The following is a 17,766-nucleotide window of genomic DNA, read 5'->3' as shown; positions in this document are numbered from 1 at the left end:
GCAGTTGAAGCAGTTGAAGCAGTTGAAGCAGTTGAAGCAGTTGAAGCAGTTGAAGCAGTTGAAGCAGTTGAAGCAGTTGAAGCAGTTGAAGCAGTTGAAGTTCGTTCTGAAGATCAGCCGGATGTTTTAACGATTACTGCGGATGGCAAAGTTAAATTACCGAAATCAATTAAACCCAGTGGGGATCATTTTACTGATGCTGAAATTCAACAAATTGCTCGTGTAGCTGCTGTTGAAATGACACGTAAAATTCGTTCGAAGCGACTGAATGCAGGAACAGCACAACAAGAGTTGAACGCTCGTTTACGTTCTGTTGAAGAAATAATGAGAAAACGAAAATAACCAATGAAACTAAATTAGTAATAATGGAGGCTTTTATAATGAGTACATATCATTTTATAGGGATTAAAGGCACAGGTATGAGCGCGTTAGCACAGATTTTACATGATGAAGGCGAAACTGTCCAAGGTTCGGATATCGATAAATTTTTCTTTACGCAAAATGCACTTGAACGTGCGAATATAAAGATGTTACCTTTTTCAAAAGAAAATATTTCAGCAGAAATGACTGTCATTCAAGGGGCAGCATTCCCAGATTCGCATGAAGAGGTTATTGCAGCAAAAGCAATCGGAGCAAAAGTTATTCCTTATAATGAATTTTTAGGATCTTTAATTAAAGGTTATGCCAGTATTGCTGTGACAGGTTCACATGGTAAAACATCAACAACGGGATTATTATCACATGTATTAGAAGGTGTTACCTCAGTTTCTTATCTAATTGGTGATGGGACTGGTCATGGAGTTAAAAATTCGGATTATTTTGCGTTAGAAGCATGTGAGTATCAACGTCATTTCCTCGCGTATAAACCAAATTTCACAGTTATTAATAATATTGATTGGGATCACCCTGATTATTTTAAAACTGAAGGTGATGTGATTGATGCCTTTCAATCAATGGTTGAACAGACAAGTAAAATGGTAATTGCAAATGGTGATGATGATAAAGTGCGTGCATTGAATTATACAACACCGGTAGTTTATTTTGGTATTGGTGAAAATAATAACTATCGTGCAGTTAATATTAATCGTCATACTGCGGGTTGTAGTTTTGATGTTACAGTTGATGGTAAGTTATACGGCTCGTTTAACGTACCAACTTTCGGCGAACACAATGTTCGTAATGCACTTGCTGTTATCGTATTTACGCATCTTGAGGGCTTATCAATTGAAGCGGTTCAATCGAGACTACGCACATACGAAGGTGTAAAACGTCGTTTTAGCGAAAAAGTAATTGGCGATCAAGTACTGATTGATGATTACGCTCATCATCCAGCAGAAATTGAAGCAACTATTAACGCAGCTCGTCAAAAATATCCAGATAGAGAAGTAGTGGCGATCTTCCAACCGCATACTTTTAGTCGTACAAATACGTTTTTAAACGCCTTTGCTGAATCCCTAAGCAAAGCTGATGAGACGTATCTATGTGATATTTTTGGTTCTGCACGTGAACAAACCGGAAACTTAACCATTCAAGACTTAGCGGATTTAATTGAAGGAAGCCATGTTATTCAAGAACAACATACAGAAGTATTGAAGCAATTCAAAACAGGAGTATTGTTATTTATGGGTGCAGGAGATATCCAGAAATTCCAAAAAGCTTATGAGTTAACAATGACAATTCAGAGCTAAAATAAAGCTAGATAGTGAGTATCCTATTTATTTCTATGATTCTGATTGAGGTATACCTAAATTTTCTAAGAGTAAAAGCCACAGTAATTAAAATGTGGCTTTTTTATTATGGAAAAGAACAATATAAAGGCGAAAAAAAGTCAGTGGCAAGCGGTTTTATCTTTTTTGACACAGATATAAGTGAAATGTGTCTTTTTTTGTCACAAACTATGAAAGTTATCTGAAAACTTATTGACAATGATAATCATTATCACTTACAATTGATGAAGTATAGGAATTAAATACATTGGGAGCGTTTTATAGGACGTAAAAGTTCTGTATCACGACTTATATAGGAGGAATACAATGAAAAAATTATTAGCGACAGTCGTAATGATTACTACATTGACACTTTCACTGTTTATATTACCGCAAACAACGCATGCAGCAGTTGCGGATGGTACTTATTCAGTTGATTATACAGTATTACAAGGAGGTAGTGACTCGGTTTCAATGGCGAATGATTATTTTGATAAGCCAGCAACTGTAACAGTTTCAGGTGGTGAAACAACTGTGGATATTCAAGTGAATCACAGTAAATGGATTACAGGCTTATGGTTAAACTCAGCTAGCGAACAAGTCATTAGTTCCGATAAAGGGGCAGATACACGTAAAGTTCGTTTTAATATAGGGACTTTAGAAGAACAAATTCCTGCAAAAATAAAAGTTGATATTGATGATAATGATTTGAATTATCACCATGAGTACAAAATTGTTTTGAAATTTGTATTGCCAAAAAACACTGAAAAAGCCAGTGGTACGAGTGATTCAAAAAACACAGATGCAGTAGTTGCAAAAGGGACTGATACAAGTGGTAGCAGTGCAACAACTTCGACTGAAAAAGTGGCAAATCCAAAATCTGGGGATAATTCTTCAATGATGCTTTATGGTGGATTGGGACTTTTAGCATTAATCGGTTTAGTGGTAGTTAGAAAAAAAACAGCAACAAAATAGGGGGAGATAATATTGATGAAAACGGTGATTAATAAATTTAGTGTATTTGTCCTCATTGCTATGTTAGTAGTAAGCTTTTTCCCATCTTATGTAGCAAGCGCTGATTCAACAGTGTTAAAAGATGGTGGCGAATATAAAGTTAATGTTAATTTCTTTAAAGATAAAACTGGCTCGACAACAAAAGAAAAGTCGGTAGCAGATGATTATATTAATAATGAAGCAACAATTAAGGTTGAGAATAATCAACCCTATTTATATTTAAACGTAAAAAATAGTTCTTGGTGGAAAGCAATGGCAGTTAGTGAAACGGGTAACCGTCCAGAAACGCCAAATCCAAAAGAGGATTACGCTGGAAAATATAACGATGTTCAAATCGTTTCAAAAGATGATAGCACTCAAACGCAAGTAATCAAAATTAAAGTAGAAGATTTGAATAAAATCGTTTATTCGTATATGCATATCGTTGTGGATACAATTCCTGGATTTACTTACGACAACTGGTATCAAATTGATCTTGTCATTGATCCAGCATCGGTACAAGTTATTTCTGAACCAGAAGAAAAACCAGCAGCATTAGCAGATGGTACGTATAAAATCCCATTCGCTGCAAAACATGCCACTGAAGACAAAGCAAGCAGCATGCAAAAATATTTTGATAATCCCGTTTACATCCAAGTAAAAGATGGCAAACGTACGGCAGCGATGACAATTAATGACACAGATACGGTGAAAGAATTCCAAACAACCGTGGATGGCGCATTTAAAGAAACAACAACGTTGTCAACTAAAGATAAAACACGTACGGTTCAATTTAATGTACCGGATGAAAATGCAGATTTATTGGCACACGTGAACTATGAAGCCCCATTTAACGGTGGTGTTCATAAAGGCAGCGCAGATTTCCGTCTAGCATTTGATACAACACAAGCAACAAAAGTAGCAGATTCAGAGTTCCCAGTGGCAACGCCCACAGAACCTGAAAAACCAGCAGCATTAGCAGATGGTACGTATAAAATCCCATTCGCTGCAAAACATGCCACTGAAGATAAAGCAAGCAGCATGCAAGGTTACTTTACAAATCCAGCTTATATCAAAGTTGAAAATGGTAAACGCACAGTTGCTATGACTATTACAGATTCTAAGACAGTCACAAGCTTCCAAACAATGGTTGCCGGTGCACTTAAAGATGTTAAAGTATTATCAACAGATAGCAAAAATAATACGCGCACGGTTTCATTTGAAATCGATGATGAAAAAGCAGATCTTTTTTCACATGTGACATATGCCGTAGATATGGGCAATGCACGCGCAATATATGAAGGTAAAGCAGATTTTCGTTTAGCGTTTGATCCAAAAAATGCGATGATTGTTTCACCACTTGAGTTTCCTCAAGCTGAGACACCAACAGAGCCAGAAAAACCATCAACGATTGATCCTTTGAAATTAAAAGATGGCTCAACTTATACAATTGATTTTGAAGTCACAAAAGAAAACAGTAAAGAAGTTTCAATGATGGATGAATACATGGCGAAACCAGCTGTAATAAAAGTTGAGAAAAAACAGCCATTTGCCTATGTTACACTAAAAAACAGTCATTGGATTCAAACGTTTGAAACAGAACAGAATGGAAAATACATTGCTGCTGAAGTAGTTGAAAACAATAAAACAAAGGATACACGTGTTGTAAAATACCCTATAAAAGATGCAACTGTGTCGACAAAAGTACGCACACACGTTAAAATTACCGACGTTCCTGGATTGAAGTATGATGAAATTTATGGCGTTAATGTAAAATTAGATGCCAAATCAATCAAAGAAACAACTCCAACAGAACCTGGTAAACCAACAGAACCTGGCAAACCAACAGAACCTGGCAAACCAACAGAACCTGGTAAACCAACAGAACCAAGCAAGCCAACAGAACCAAGTAAACCAACAAAACCTAACAAGCCAGCACCTGTTGATCCATTAAAGTTAAAAAACAATCATCAGTATACGGTGAACTTTAAAGTTTTGAAAGAAAAATCAACAGAATTATCAATGATGGATGGTTATACACAAAAACCAGCCGTTATCAAAGTTGAAAAAAATCAAGCCTATGCTTACGTTACATTAAAAAATAGTCACTGGATCAAAACATTTGAAACGAAACAAAATGGTAAATTTGTTGCAGCACAAGTTGTAAGCAAAGATGCTAAAAAAGACACACGTGTCGTGAAATATCCTGTGAAAAATGCTGCTGCCTCAACAGAAGCGCGCACTCACGTTAAAATTACAGATGTACCAGGATTAAAATACGACAATGTTTATAAAATAACGGTTAAGTTGGATGGTAAATCAATTAAAGATGTCACAACAACCAAACCAGTGTTGCCAGTGAAACCTCAACCACCAGTAAAACCAACAACGCCAGTAAAACCAAGTAAGCCTGTAACGCCAGTAAAACCATCTCAACCAGTAAAAACAGCAGTGGTTAACCCTAACAAATTACAAGAGGGTAAAAGTTACTCAACAAATTTCACTATTCTAAAAGAAAATTCAAACGCTGTTTCAATGATGGATAGCTACACGCAAAAACCAGCTATTATCAAAGTTGAACAAGGACAAGCTTATCTTTACTTGACACTGACTAATAGCCATTGGATAAAAACGTTTGAAACAAAACAAAATGGTAAATTTATTGCGGCTCAAGTAGTATCAAAAGATACGAAAAAAGATACGCGTGTCGTAAAATATAAGATTCCAAATGGAGCAGCAGCAACAGAAGCACGTACACATGTCAAAATTGATGATGTTCCAGGTTTAGATTATGACAATTACTACAATGTTACTGTGAAACTTGATCCAAAAACATTAACAGATACTACCGGGAAAAAAGTTGTTCAATTGGCAGCTGTAACTAATGCGAACAATACATCAGGTACTGGACCAAATGGGACAGCGAACACTGTGTCAACTTTGGCACAACCAAATAATAATGCAGGTGCAGCTTTGCTAAAACCAACTTTTGCAAAAGCAGAACAAGCACCCATTAAACAAACGGCAGCAACTAAACAACAAAATGTGAAGACTGGCGATAAAGCAAGTATGTTCATTTACGGATTATTTGTTATACTAGCTAGTGGGTACTTTATCAGAAGATTCCAAGTGAGAAATCGATAAACACTGCTAATACTGTTTAGTTAATTACAAAAACTTTTTAAGACAGGCCTTAGCATTAATGCTAAGGTCTTTATTTTATGAGAGAGGTGACTTCATAGTGAAATTTAAAAAAATAATTGTACTAAGCGCCGCCTTACTTTTATTAGCGGGTTGCGGTAGTCCAAAATCAGCAGCAGATGAAACAAGCACAAAAAAAATGGAACAAGAAAAACGTGTTGTCACAACTACAGTTGCGACAACTGAAATAATGGCAAAATTAGATGTTGATTTAGTGGGCATCCCGACGTCTTCTAAAAAATTACCAGAGCGTTATGCAAAGGTACAAAAAACAGGCTCTCCAATGAGCCCAGATTTGGAGATTATTCGTTCATTAAAGCCAGATGTTGTGTTAGCTACTAAAACGTTAGAGGCTGATCTGAAAGATGGTTTTGAACAAGCCCAATTAAAAGCAGAATTTCTTGATTTTCGCAGTATATCTTCAATGGAGGATGAAATAACAAAGTTAGGGAAAACATTAGAGCGTGAAAAGGAAGCAAAAGTATTGAATGAAACATTATCACAACACGTATCTAATATAAAAGCAGAAGTTGCTGGAAAAAAACAGCCAACAGTGCTCATCTTAATGGGAATTCCAGGCAGTTATTTAGTTGTCACTGAGCATGCCTATATTGGCGACTTGGTGAAAATTGCGGGGGGAAAGAACATTATTCAAGACCAACCCCAAGAATATTTAGCATCTAACACTGAATTTTTACAAAAAAGTAACCCTGATATTATTTTGAGAGCATCACATGGAATGCCGAAAGAGGTCGTTGAGATGTTTGATAAAGAATTTAAAGATAATGATATTTGGAAGCACTTTAACGCTGTCAAAAATGGTCGAGTTTATGATTTAGATGAAAATTTATTCGGTATGACAGCTTCTTTGAATGCACCAGATGCATTAGACAAAACAGTAGAGTACCTCTATGAAAAATAGAGTGATTTGGCTGTATGTTATTGTAACTACTGTTTTGATTCTTGCAATACTGTGGTCATTACTATCCGGCAGTATTTCTATCACTTTTTGGGAAATAGCAACACAATTGTTCAGTTCGGGAAATGAAAATGTTGCGATTATTCGTGATTTACGTTTACCACGCATTATATTAGCGTTATTTGCAGGTGCGGCACTCTCTGTTTCAGGGTTATTATTACAAGCTGTTTTAAAAAATCCGCTTGCAGATGCAGGTGTTATTGGTATTTCAGCGGGAGCGCAGTTGTTTGTGTTGAGTTTACTCACTTTTTCACCTCAAATGTACAATTGGTCACCGGTTGCCGCTTTTATAGGAGGGAGTATCGCTTGCGTGTTAGTCTTCCTATTTAGTATTCGTTCAGGGCTTAACCCACTCTATTTGATTATCATTGGAGTGGCCGTTAACGCTGTTTTCACTGGATTAGGTGATCTAGTATCTGGAATTGGTGCACAAGTCAGTAGTCAGGCATCTGGGAGTGCTATTGGCTTTGGTATGAAGAAATGGTCAGATGTATCAATGTTAGTGGGTTACGGTGGTTTAGGATTGCTGTTATCATTTTTCCTTGCAAAGCGCTGTAACTTATTGGCTTTAACAGATGATGTTTTGGTTGGATTAGGAGCACCGATAGCCCGTATCAGAATTATGATTGCTGCTGTTGCCGTTTTGTTGGCAGCCATTGCAACTGCAGTGGTAGGCGTCATTGCTTTTGTAGGATTATTAGTACCACACATGGCGAGATCCTTATTAAAAACAGCAGATCATCGTATATTACTGCCTTTTTCAATGCTGTTAGGTGGTTTGTTATTAATTATTGCAGATACGTTGGGACGGATTATGTTTGAGCAAGTTGAAATTCCAGCGGCAATTATCATGTTGATCATTGGTGGACCATTCTTAATCCTATTGATGTGGCGTAATAAAGTAATTCGTTAAGAGGGGGAAGCAGATGAAACGAAAGATACTCAATCTTATTATGCTTGCTGTGCTTGTTTTTTCGAGTTACCAAATAATAAAAACATATCGTGAAAATAAACATAATCAAACAGTTTTAACAGAAGTACAAATGTTATATAAAGAAGAGATACAAACAACGCCTAAGGGGGAGGAACAAAAATTCCCTGCTTTTAAAAAGTTACAAACGATTAATCCGGATATTATTGGTTGGTTAACAATTGCGGATTCAACAATTAACTATCCTGTTTTACAAACGGATAATAACGATTATTACTTGAAGCATAATTATCAAGCCGAGTCAGCTCGCGCAGGTAGCGTTTTTAAAGATTTTCGTAATACTAACCAAGATGAAAAGAATACGATTATTTATGGGCATAATATGAAAGACGGTTCAATGTTTGCTGATATTCAAAAATACATGGATAAAGATTTTTTTAAATCACATCCCACGTTTGAATATAATACAGAAACAGAAAACTATAAGGTTGAGGTATTTGCTGTCTATGAAACGACGACTGATTTTTATTATATTGAGACTAATTTTAATGAAACAGCTTCTTTTGCGCGATATCTGAGTGAAGTTCAAAAAATGTCTGTTTATAAAACCGATGTGAAGGTTTCTGATGAAGACCATATCATTACTTTATCAACGTGTGATACTGGTTTTGATTATGAAAAAGGGCGGTATGTGGTGCAAGGTAAAATTGTTAAAAGTGATTAAAATAAAAAGGTAGGAAACCAGAGGTTTCCTACCTTTTTTATGCTTATTTTAAGTTGTCAGGATTTAATGCCTCAAGTTCTGGCAAAACAAACAATCCGTTATCACGAATAAGAACATCGTCGAAGAAAATTTGGCCACCACCATAATCAGCACGTTGGATATTTACCATATCCCAATGAATGCCTGATGTATTGCCATTGTATGCTTCATCGTAGCATTGTCCCGGAGTAAAGTGGAAGCTGCCACGAATTTTTTCATCAAATAAGATATCTTGCATAGGTTCTGCGATGTAAGGATTAACACCAATAGCAAACTCACCGATATAACGTGCGCCTTCATCAGTATCGAGTATCGCATTCAATTTTTCAGGTTCATTTGAACATGTCGCATCTACAATCTTTCCATCTTTGAACGTTAATTTAATGTTTTCAAAAGTTGTACCATTATAGGGTGACGGTGTGTTGTGAGTAAGAACACCATTAACTGAGTCTTTAACAGGAGCAGTATATACTTCGCCATCAGGAATGTTGTTTTGTCCAGAACATCGAATAGCTGGAATATCTTTGATAGAGAAGCTCAAATCAGTGCCAGGTCCAACTAAGCGAACGCGATCAGTTCGTTCCATTAAACTTTGTAAAGGTTTCATTGCTTCATCCATTTTACTATAGTCTAAATTACAAACATCGAAGTAAAAATCTTCAAATCCTTCTAAACTACGTCCCGCTAACTGAGCCATTGCTTGATTCGGATAACGTAAAACAACCCATTTTGTTTGTTTTACACGCACGTTAGAGTGCATGTATTGCACTGTTTGGCTGTAAATGCCATTTTTATCAGCTGGTACATCCGCTTTAGCGTTGATATTGTCAAAGGCACGTAATCCGATATAGGCATCCATTTCTTTCATTACTGCCGTTTCAAAATCAGCTTGTAATTTAAATTGCGGTAAAGTTGCGCCAAGTAATAATTCACGCTCTATTTGGTTATCTTTTAAAGAAACGAAAGGTTGACCGCCAGCGGCATAAGCTTCTTTAACAAGTGCTTTTACGAATTCACGTTGAATACCAAAGTTTTCAATCAGAACCTTTTCACCAGGTTTCAAATCGATTGAATAGTTAATTAAATTGTGAGCAAGTGTATCTAAACGTTGGTCTCTCATTATATATCCCCCTTAAATTGTAATCTCTTACATTTTACCTTAAACGCTGTGATTACTCAACAAAAGGCTGTTAAATCGGACTTTATTAAAAAAATAAAGCCAAAAAATTCCAATAGAATTGAAAAAAAAGAAACGCTCTAAAAAAAAACAAGTAAATGATTATGAATTACGCCCGTTTATTGCTAGAATAAGAGAAAGGGAACGTTATTCCTTTCGAAAGTAGCAAAATAAGTAATAAGAGGAAGGTGTAGAAATGATTGCAATATTATATTGGGCTGCATTTATTGCCGCAATCGCTTTACTCATCGGTGCTATCTTTTTAGCCCGTGCATTTGTAGCGATGTCGAAAACAATGGATGCTGTTACAAAAACAATGGGGACACTTGATACACAAGTTACAGGTATCACAACTGAGACACAGTTAATCTTAAACAAAACCAACACTTTAGTTGAGGATGTTAATGGTAAAGTTGCAAGACTAGATCCAATCTTCGATGCAATGGGTGATATTGGTGTTTCTGTGCAAGATTTGAACACGTCAATCCGTAATATGTCTTCAACGGTATCAAATAGCGTAAAGATGACGGAAGAAAAAGTGAGTAATACGGTATCGTACAGCAATGCATTTATGGTTGTGCGTGATATCTTGAAGAAACGCAAAGCTAACAAAGAAGTTAAATAAAACATTACTATTAGGAGGAATTTAACATGACAGAGAAAAAATGTACATCAACTCAAAATTTTGTTTTAGGGGGACTAATTGGTGCGGCAGTTGGATCAGTTGTAGCATTGTTACTTGCTCCGAAATCAGGCCGTGAATTACGTTCAGATATTAATGGTCAAGTGCAATCTGCTAAAGAGAAAGCATATGATGTAAAAGATGCAGCTTTAGAAAAAGGTGCAGAATTAAGTGATTATGCTAAAATTCAAACAGATTCATTAAAAGAGCAGACAGCTCGTTTTACAGATACTGTAAAATCAAAAGCAAGCGAAGTTTCTGGAGCAGCTAAAAAATATGGTATTAAAATTAAAGCTGATACTGAAGATGCAATAGAAGAGGTTTCTGGTAAAGTAGAGGACACTCAAGAAGTTGTAGCCGATAAAGTAGATGAAGCAAAAGATAAAGCCAAAGATTTAGCTGATAAGGTATCTGATAAAGTAGATGAAGCAAAAGACAAAGCAGAAGACGTGAAAGATAAAGCGGAAGATGTGAAAGATGTCGCTCATTCTGAAGCAAAAGACGTTAAAAAAGCAGCTAAAAAAGCAGCTAAAAATGTTGAAAAAGAAATTAAAAAATAAGTATTATAACGAGATACATACGGTATAACACTTAAACTAATTAGGCTGCATATTTCCGAAAGTTTAGCGGAAGTGTGTGGTCTAATTTTTTTAATAGGAAGATTTCAGAGAGACATTCACAGACAGGACACTAATTAAGCGTCAATTGATTTAACTTTTCGAATTGTTAGATAATATCAATCGAAACTGTGTTAAAATTAAAGAAATTTATGTTTCAAAGTTGAAAGAGTTCAAGAGGTATGTTATTATAAAAATACACCTACACTTTAACGCTTGAAAGTGTAAAAACAATTTGAGATGAGAGGGATTTTATAATGAATAATCAACCGTTAGATGAACTAAGAGCTAAAATTGACCTAGTCAATAAAGAAATTCTTGATGCAGTGAACAAACGTCAATCGTATATCGCTGAAATTGGAGATGTTAAAAGCAAACAAGGTGTTCACCGTTACGATCCTGTTCGTGAACGTGACATGTTAAATAAATTGATTGCCGTTAATGAAGGTCCCTTAACAGATCAAGAACTGGAATACACTTTTAAAGAAATTTTTAAAGTTGGACTTGAGAAGCAAGAACAAAGTAAGAAAAAAGAATTACTAGTATCACGTAAACGTCAACCAGAAAATACTGTTGTTACTATAAATGGTGTTGAAGTTGGAAATGGTAAACCAGCATTTGTCTTTGGACCATGTGCGGTAGAATCATTTGAACAAACTTCTTCAGTTGCTGATAAAATTAAAAGTAAGGGTCTTAACTTGATGCGAGGTGGTGCTTTTAAACCACGTACGTCACCATATGACTTCCAAGGATTGGGCGTTGAAGGCTTAGAAATTCTTGATAAAGTACGTAAAGGATCTGGACTTGGTGTTATTAGTGAAATCGTTTCACCACTAGATGTTGAAGTCGCATGCGAGCACATTGATGTTATTCAAATTGGTGCACGTAACATGCAAAACTTTGAGTTGTTAAAAGCGGTAGGTAAAACTAATAAACCAGTTTTATTAAAACGTGGACTTGCAGCAACAATTGATGAGTTTATTCATGCAGCAGAATACATCTTGGCACAAGGTAATCCAAACGTTATTTTATGTGAGCGCGGTATCCGTACTTACGAAAAAGCGACACGTAATACGCTTGATTTATCAGCAGTTCCAATCTTAAAACAAGAAACACACTTACCAGTAATGGTAGATGTGACTCATTCTACAGGTCGTAAAGATATCATGTTACCATGTGCAAAAGCTGCTCTTGCAGTAGGTGCAGATGGCGTAATGGCAGAAGTACATCCTGATCCAGCAGTTGCACTTTCAGATTCAGCACAACAAATGGATTTTGAAGAATTTGACGCTTTCTGGGATGAATTAAAAGCATTCGCAGCTAAGTAATATGTAAAAGGTGAAAACACCTTGTTGTTTCTCTAAGGAATTGGAGGACAATAAAATCAAATATTCAGCGCCAAAGAAATTATAATTATTAAAAACCACGGGATTTCCGTGGTTTTTATTTTTGTTTTTTTCATTCGTTTTCAAAAAAAATAAAAAAATCATGAAAACATTTGCAAAAGACGTCAAACAGGAGTATTATAAATGTATATTGGTTACGTTTACATTTCATACATTAAGTGAATATAAACTATAAAAGCTAAAAAATATAAACATAATAAAGGAGAATTTACATGACAATTACAATTTACGATGTCGCCCGTGAAGCTAATGTATCAATGGCTACGGTCTCACGTGTCGTCAATGGCAATCCAAATGTTAAACCTGTAACAAGAAAAAAAGTTTTAGACGTTATCGAACGCTTAGGTTATCGTCCAAATGCTGTAGCAAGAGGTTTAGCAAGTAAAAAAACAACAACAGTAGGGGTAATTATTCCTGATATTTCAAACGTTTTTTATGCAGAACTTGCGCGAGGTATTGAAGATATTGCAACAATGTATAAATATAACATCATTTTGAGTAATTCTGATAATAATGAAGAGAAAGAATTAGTCGTACTGAACACACTTCTAGGTAAACAAGTAGATGGTATTGTTTATATGGGTAATAAAATTACAGATAAGCTACAAGACGAACTTAAACGAGCGAATACACCTGTTGTACTCGCGGGCGTGTTAGACGCAACTGAGAAACTTCCTAACGTTAATATTGATTATAAACAATCAACCTATGCGGTTGTAACGGAACTGATTGGTAAAGGTCATACTAAGATAGCTTTCTTGAGCGATGGTATCGAAAATACAAATACGCGCGCGAAGTATGAAGGTTACTTGATGGCATTATCTGAAGCTAAGATTGAATTAAACTCAGCGTTAATCGTTGAATTAGAAGGTAATAATTACCATCAAGGTACAATTGGCTGGTCACGTTTAACTGAAAATAAAGTTGAGGCAACAGCTATTTTTGCATCGGATGATGAAATTGCGATAGGTGCTTTGAATGCAGCCCAAGACGCTGGCGTTAAAGTACCAGATGAGCTTGAAGTAGTGGCATCAAACAATACTAAAATTACTTTAATGGCACGCCCACAATTGACAACAGTTGTTCAACCGTTGTATGATATCGGTGCTGTAGCAATGCGTTTATTAACTAAATTGCTTAACAAAGAAGAGATTACGTCACCACATGTGACTTTGCCATACAGTATTCAAAAACGAGGCACAACGAAATAAAAGCACACAGGGCGATTGGGTCAACCTTTGACTTAGTGGCCCTTTGTCTTTTAAGGCGCTTGTGATGAAGGAGAGAAATTTTATGTACCAAGCACCACCCGTTAATAAAAATGAAGAAATTGAACTAACCGTAGAAAGCTTATCACACGAAGGTGTAGGCGTATGTAAGGTTAATGGTTATCCTTTATTCGTTAAAAATGCCTTGCCAGGTGAAACCGTCAATGTAAAAGTAACGAAGACATTAAAAAATTATGGTTTTGGTCGTTTACAAGAAATTGTAACGCCAAGTATCGATCGTGTCACACCGCCTTGTGCTGTTTATTCGCAATGTGGTGGTTGTCAGCTGCAACATTTATCTTACCAAGGGCAAAAGAATTTTAAGCAACAACATGTAATAGATGTTTTTCGTCGATTAGGCCATTTTACAGATGCGAATGTCCTTGAAACAAAAGGGATGGATAATCCATGGGCGTATCGAAATAAATCACAGTTACCTTATGGGACTGTTAATGGCATGAATCAACTAGGTTTTTATCGTGAGCGAAGCCATGATTTGATTGCGACAGATACGTGTCTGATACAAAATACGCACAATGACCGAGCGATGCAAGCAATCAATGCGATTTTAGCTAAACATGAGGTCTTTCCTTATAATGAACGAACACACAAAGGCGTATTACGTCATGTAATGCTACGTTATGGTCGTAGTACTAATGAATTGATGGTTGTGTTGATTACTCGTACACCAGATATGCCAAGTCGCCGAGTGATTGTTGAAGAAATCATTGCCGCAGTGCCAGAAATTGTGAGCGTCTATCAGAATGTTAATAATAAAAAGACAAACGTTATTTTTGGAGAGCAAACGATTCATTTGTATGGTCAAGAAACGATTGAAGATACGATTCATGATGTTAAGTTTAAAATTTCACCACGCTCATTTTATCAAATCAATCCAGAACAAACGGAAATTCTTTATGCAGAAGCATTGAAGAGTGCTGCGTTAACTGGAAATGAAAACGTAATTGACGCTTATTGTGGGATTGGCTCTATTTCATTGTGTCTTGCTAAGGATGCCAAACATGTGTATGGCGTTGAAATAGTACCTGAGGCAATTGAAGATGCGAAAGAAAATGCGATTATTAATGGCTTGGAAAATACGACCTTTGAAGCAGGACCAGCTGAAGTTGTTATCCCTAATTGGTATAAACAAGGAATCACAGCAGATGTTATTTGTGTTGATCCACCGCGTAAAGGGTGCGACGAGAAGTTATTAAATACATTATTGAAAATGAAACCACGTCGAATTGTATATGTATCATGTAACCCTGCAACCTTAGCGCGAGATGCTCGCGTGTTAGTAGATGGTGGTTATAAATTAGAAGATGTGCAACCTGTTGACATGTTTCCACAGACAACTCACGTGGAGGTAGTCACGGCTTTTACGTTAGTTGATTAGTAGCAAGACTATTGTTAAGAGTTAAATAAAACGCTGAGGGAGATGCTGATTATGCACACTGAAAAACCTAAAGATGTGGCGGAATACATATCTAATCAAGCAGAAATTGCGCGCCCACTCTTAGAAGCAATACGAGCGCTTATTAAAGAAGCGGTACCAGAAGCAGAGGAAACAATTAGCTGGAATGCACCGTTTTATAAACATCATGGTATGTTGGCTGGGTTTGCTGCTTATAAACAGCATATTCGTTTTGGAGTAGTAGGGAGTGAGATTGATAGTGTTATTAGGGAGAAACTCACAGAGCGCGGATATAATGTGCTTGAGCGAGGTCTTCAAATTAAATTTGATCAAGAAATACCAATGGTTGAATTAACACAAATTTTACAAACAAAAGCGCAGGACAACGAGAAAAAACAAAAAAACAAAAAATAAAAATACCCGTTAGTCTCAATTAGAAAATGAGTCTAGCGGGTGTTTTTATTTGATAGTAGTTAGCTATACGAATTCAATTTCTACAATGGCATCATTGAGTGAATCTAACATTTCGTTTTTATCAATAAACTCAGACCATTCTGATACAGAAGGGTCTTTCTTGATTTCAACTTTAATTTTTTCATGAACGTTGCCAGAAAAGTCTAACCACATTTTATAGGCAGCACGTTCCATTTTTTCTTCAGTCCAACGTTTTTTATTCGGACGACGTTTATTTTTTTCTTGCTGATAATCCAGTGCATTAGATAGAAAGACAGTGTGATTCGAGAGGTTCTTCTCTAAGTAATCTGTTAACTCTTGTTTTGTCATGGTTAAGCTCCTTTTTAGTTGTGGTGCATGTGTAAAAATACGACACAATGTTTTTCTTGTTCTTTAATTATAGCACTCGTAGGAGTTGGAAGACACACTATATTACTTCTTTGTTTAATTTCATAAATTGACGGGAATTATCAGACAAAAAGCCTTAATAAATAAAAAAAGGTTATTTTGAAAAAAAAAATAAAAAAATTGAGCATTTTATGTTGCTTTTTTAAGAAAATGGTATTATATTGTATTAGGGACATCAAAAGACCCTAAAGGACAATCAATATCTCTATCGGAAAGGAAGTAGGCCAATGAAATTTTCCAAAAGTATGAAGCAGGCAATATGCATCATGTTTTTGTTAGCGACGCAGATACCAGAGAAATCGCTTAAATCACAAGATATTAGTGAACGATTACAGATGTCACAAGCGTATTTGAAAAAGATTATGCGTAAATTGGTTGTTGCAGGACTGATAAAATCAGTTTCAGGTAACAACGGAGGTTATATGATTGTGAAATCAATTAATGAAATGACACTGTATGATATTTACCATGCTGTTTGTGGGCCAGTTCAAACATTCAGTGATGAAGATAATATGTTGTTAGATGCATTTAATGGTGCGATGCAGGCTAAAAATGGTTTGCAAGAACTTGAAGAAGTTTTTTCTTTAATGGATAGAGGCATTGAAAAGTTTTTAAAGGGTATCATAGCAGGTCCGTTTTTAAAGAATATTCTTGGCGTCTCTGAAGTGCCAGTTGTTGACTGGACAGATGTTGAAAAGAGTATCAAAGATAATTTAAGGGAGGTATGAGTTATATGTGGAAAAAACAATGGAAAGAACTTTTAGGTAACCGTGTGTTACTCATTTCTGTTATCGTCTTACTATTCATACCGATTATGTATGCAGGGACGTTCTTAGGATCAATTTGGGATCCATATGGTAAAACAGAGAATTTAAAAATTGCAGTCATCAATGAAGATAAGCCTGTCGAAATGGAAGGCAAAAAATTGGATGTTGGGGATCAATTAGTTAGTAACTTGAAAAAGAACGATTCTTTTGACTGGCAGTTTGTGTCCAACAAAGAAGAGGCAAATAAAGAGTTACGAACTGGTGATTATTACATGATTATCACCATTCCAAAAGATTTCTCGAAAAACGCTTCAACAGTGTTAGATAAAAAGCCCAAAGAGATGCAATTAAACTACACAACAAACCCGGGTAAAATTATGACAGGTGATTTGCTGGGGACACAAGGTGCTACAGCAGTTAACCAAACAATTTCAGAATCAGTAACAGAACAATATAGTAAAACTATTTTTACTGTTATCGAAAAAATGGGTGATGGATTCGGAGAAGCATCAAAGGCTTCTGATAAATTAGCCAAAGGAACAAACACAGTAAAAGACGGTAATAAAAAAATTGCAACAAACCTTGAAAAAATGGCAGACAGCACACTTACTTTCCAATCAGGAAGTAAAAAATTAGTAGTGGGTGTGGATGCCTTACAATCAGGTGTTTCGCAATTAAATACCGGTGCAACAAAATTAAATACAGGTATTGGTACATATACAAACGGTGTGGATCAACTAGCTAGCGGTTCTAATAAATTGGTAGCAGGTGCTGATCAATTAACTGCAAACTCAGGCGCATTGAACAATGGTGCGAGCAGTTTAGCAAATGGTTTATCACAATTACAAACAGGTAGTTCAGCATTGCAAAATGGTGTAGGTGCTGTAGCTGATGGTAATAAACAATTAAGTGATGGCTTAGGACAGCTTGCTGGTAAAACACCAGAACTTGTAGATGGTATTAACCAGTTAGCTGAAGGACAAAAAAGTTTAACAGCT

17 protein-coding genes are annotated in these 17,766 nt (G+C 36.0%); 15 read left to right on the top strand and 2 right to left on the bottom strand.

Annotated elements, in window-relative coordinates:
- From IKV95_RS02115 to srtB, 7 genes are all read left to right on the top strand, one after another.
- The coding region (locus tag IKV95_RS02115) for a hypothetical protein (RefSeq protein WP_287451371.1) at positions 1–342 on the top strand (342 nt) is incomplete at its 5' end.
- Between the two features lie 38 nt (positions 343–380).
- A complete protein-coding gene (gene murC, locus IKV95_RS02110; protein ID WP_029091262.1) occupies positions 381–1,688 on the top strand; it encodes a UDP-N-acetylmuramate--L-alanine ligase in 1,308 nt (435 codons plus the stop codon).
- 345 nt (positions 1,689–2,033) lie between these two features.
- Complete coding sequence (gene isdC, locus IKV95_RS02105; RefSeq protein ID WP_029091264.1) at positions 2,034–2,681, top strand: heme uptake protein IsdC; 648 nt, start codon at positions 2,034–2,036, stop codon at positions 2,679–2,681.
- 15 nt (positions 2,682–2,696) lie between these two features.
- The gene (locus IKV95_RS02100) at positions 2,697–5,843 is read left to right on the top strand and encodes an NEAT domain-containing protein (RefSeq protein ID WP_287451370.1); all 3,147 of its coding nucleotides are present in this window, start codon (positions 2,697–2,699) and stop codon (positions 5,841–5,843) included.
- A 58-nt stretch (positions 5,844–5,901) separates the two neighbouring features.
- Positions 5,902–6,822 (top strand): heme ABC transporter substrate-binding protein IsdE, encoded by a 921-nt coding sequence (gene isdE, locus IKV95_RS02095; protein WP_413522036.1) that lies wholly within the window; start codon positions 5,902–5,904, stop codon positions 6,820–6,822.
- Positions 6,812–7,792 carry a FecCD family ABC transporter permease gene (locus IKV95_RS02090; protein ID WP_029092643.1) on the top strand — a complete coding sequence of 327 codons (981 nt, stop codon included), beginning with the start codon at positions 6,812–6,814 and terminating at the stop codon, positions 7,790–7,792. The genes isdE and IKV95_RS02090 overlap by 11 nt, the downstream gene beginning before the upstream one ends.
- A gap of 13 nt (positions 7,793–7,805) precedes the next feature.
- A complete protein-coding gene (gene srtB, locus IKV95_RS02085; protein ID WP_287451368.1) occupies positions 7,806–8,534 on the top strand; it encodes a class B sortase in 729 nt (242 codons plus the stop codon).
- Positions 8,535–8,577: 43 nt separating this feature from the next.
- On the opposite strand, the gene IKV95_RS02080 is transcribed toward srtB, so the two are convergent.
- The gene (locus tag IKV95_RS02080) at positions 8,578–9,693 is read right to left on the bottom strand and encodes an aminopeptidase (RefSeq protein ID WP_029092645.1); all 1,116 of its coding nucleotides are present in this window, start codon (positions 9,691–9,693) and stop codon (positions 8,578–8,580) included.
- A 253-nt stretch (positions 9,694–9,946) separates the two neighbouring features.
- Between IKV95_RS02080 and IKV95_RS02075 the strand changes: the two genes are divergently transcribed.
- The 6 genes from IKV95_RS02075 (at position 9,947) to IKV95_RS02050 (ending at position 15,554) form a co-directional block, all read left to right on the top strand.
- Complete coding sequence (locus IKV95_RS02075; protein WP_029092646.1) at positions 9,947–10,375, top strand: DUF948 domain-containing protein; 429 nt, start codon at positions 9,947–9,949, stop codon at positions 10,373–10,375.
- Between the two features lie 26 nt (positions 10,376–10,401).
- Positions 10,402–10,992 (top strand): YtxH domain-containing protein, encoded by a 591-nt coding sequence (locus IKV95_RS02070; protein WP_287451367.1) that lies wholly within the window; start codon positions 10,402–10,404, stop codon positions 10,990–10,992.
- Positions 10,993–11,306: 314 nt separating this feature from the next.
- Complete coding sequence (locus IKV95_RS02065) at positions 11,307–12,377, top strand: bifunctional 3-deoxy-7-phosphoheptulonate synthase/chorismate mutase (protein WP_029092648.1); 1,071 nt, start codon at positions 11,307–11,309, stop codon at positions 12,375–12,377.
- 290 nt (positions 12,378–12,667) lie between these two features.
- Positions 12,668–13,666, top strand: a complete 999-nt coding sequence (gene ccpA / locus IKV95_RS02060; RefSeq protein ID WP_029092649.1) for a catabolite control protein A — start codon at positions 12,668–12,670, stop codon at positions 13,664–13,666.
- Between the two features lie 82 nt (positions 13,667–13,748).
- Complete coding sequence (gene rlmD, locus IKV95_RS02055) at positions 13,749–15,122, top strand: 23S rRNA (uracil(1939)-C(5))-methyltransferase RlmD (protein ID WP_069133272.1); 1,374 nt, start codon at positions 13,749–13,751, stop codon at positions 15,120–15,122.
- Positions 15,123–15,173: 51 nt separating this feature from the next.
- Complete coding sequence (locus tag IKV95_RS02050; protein WP_287451366.1) at positions 15,174–15,554, top strand: iron chaperone; 381 nt, start codon at positions 15,174–15,176, stop codon at positions 15,552–15,554.
- A gap of 63 nt (positions 15,555–15,617) precedes the next feature.
- On the opposite strand, the gene IKV95_RS02045 is transcribed toward IKV95_RS02050, so the two are convergent.
- A complete protein-coding gene (locus IKV95_RS02045; protein ID WP_029092652.1) occupies positions 15,618–15,923 on the bottom strand; it encodes a hypothetical protein in 306 nt (101 codons plus the stop codon).
- Between the two features lie 305 nt (positions 15,924–16,228).
- Here IKV95_RS02045 and IKV95_RS02040 point away from each other — a divergent pair, with 305 nt between their 5' ends.
- The gene (locus IKV95_RS02040; RefSeq protein ID WP_287451365.1) at positions 16,229–16,729 is read left to right on the top strand and encodes an RrF2 family transcriptional regulator; all 501 of its coding nucleotides are present in this window, start codon (positions 16,229–16,231) and stop codon (positions 16,727–16,729) included.
- A 5-nt stretch (positions 16,730–16,734) separates the two neighbouring features.
- On the top strand, positions 16,735–17,766 hold a 1,032-nt coding region (locus tag IKV95_RS02035), incomplete at its 3' end, for a YhgE/Pip domain-containing protein (protein ID WP_287451364.1).

This window comes from Brochothrix sp. (genome assembly GCF_017549435.1).
Lineage (GTDB): Bacteria > Bacillota > Bacilli > Lactobacillales > Listeriaceae > Brochothrix > Brochothrix thermosphacta.
This window is presented reverse-complemented; position numbering and strand designations above follow the sequence as displayed.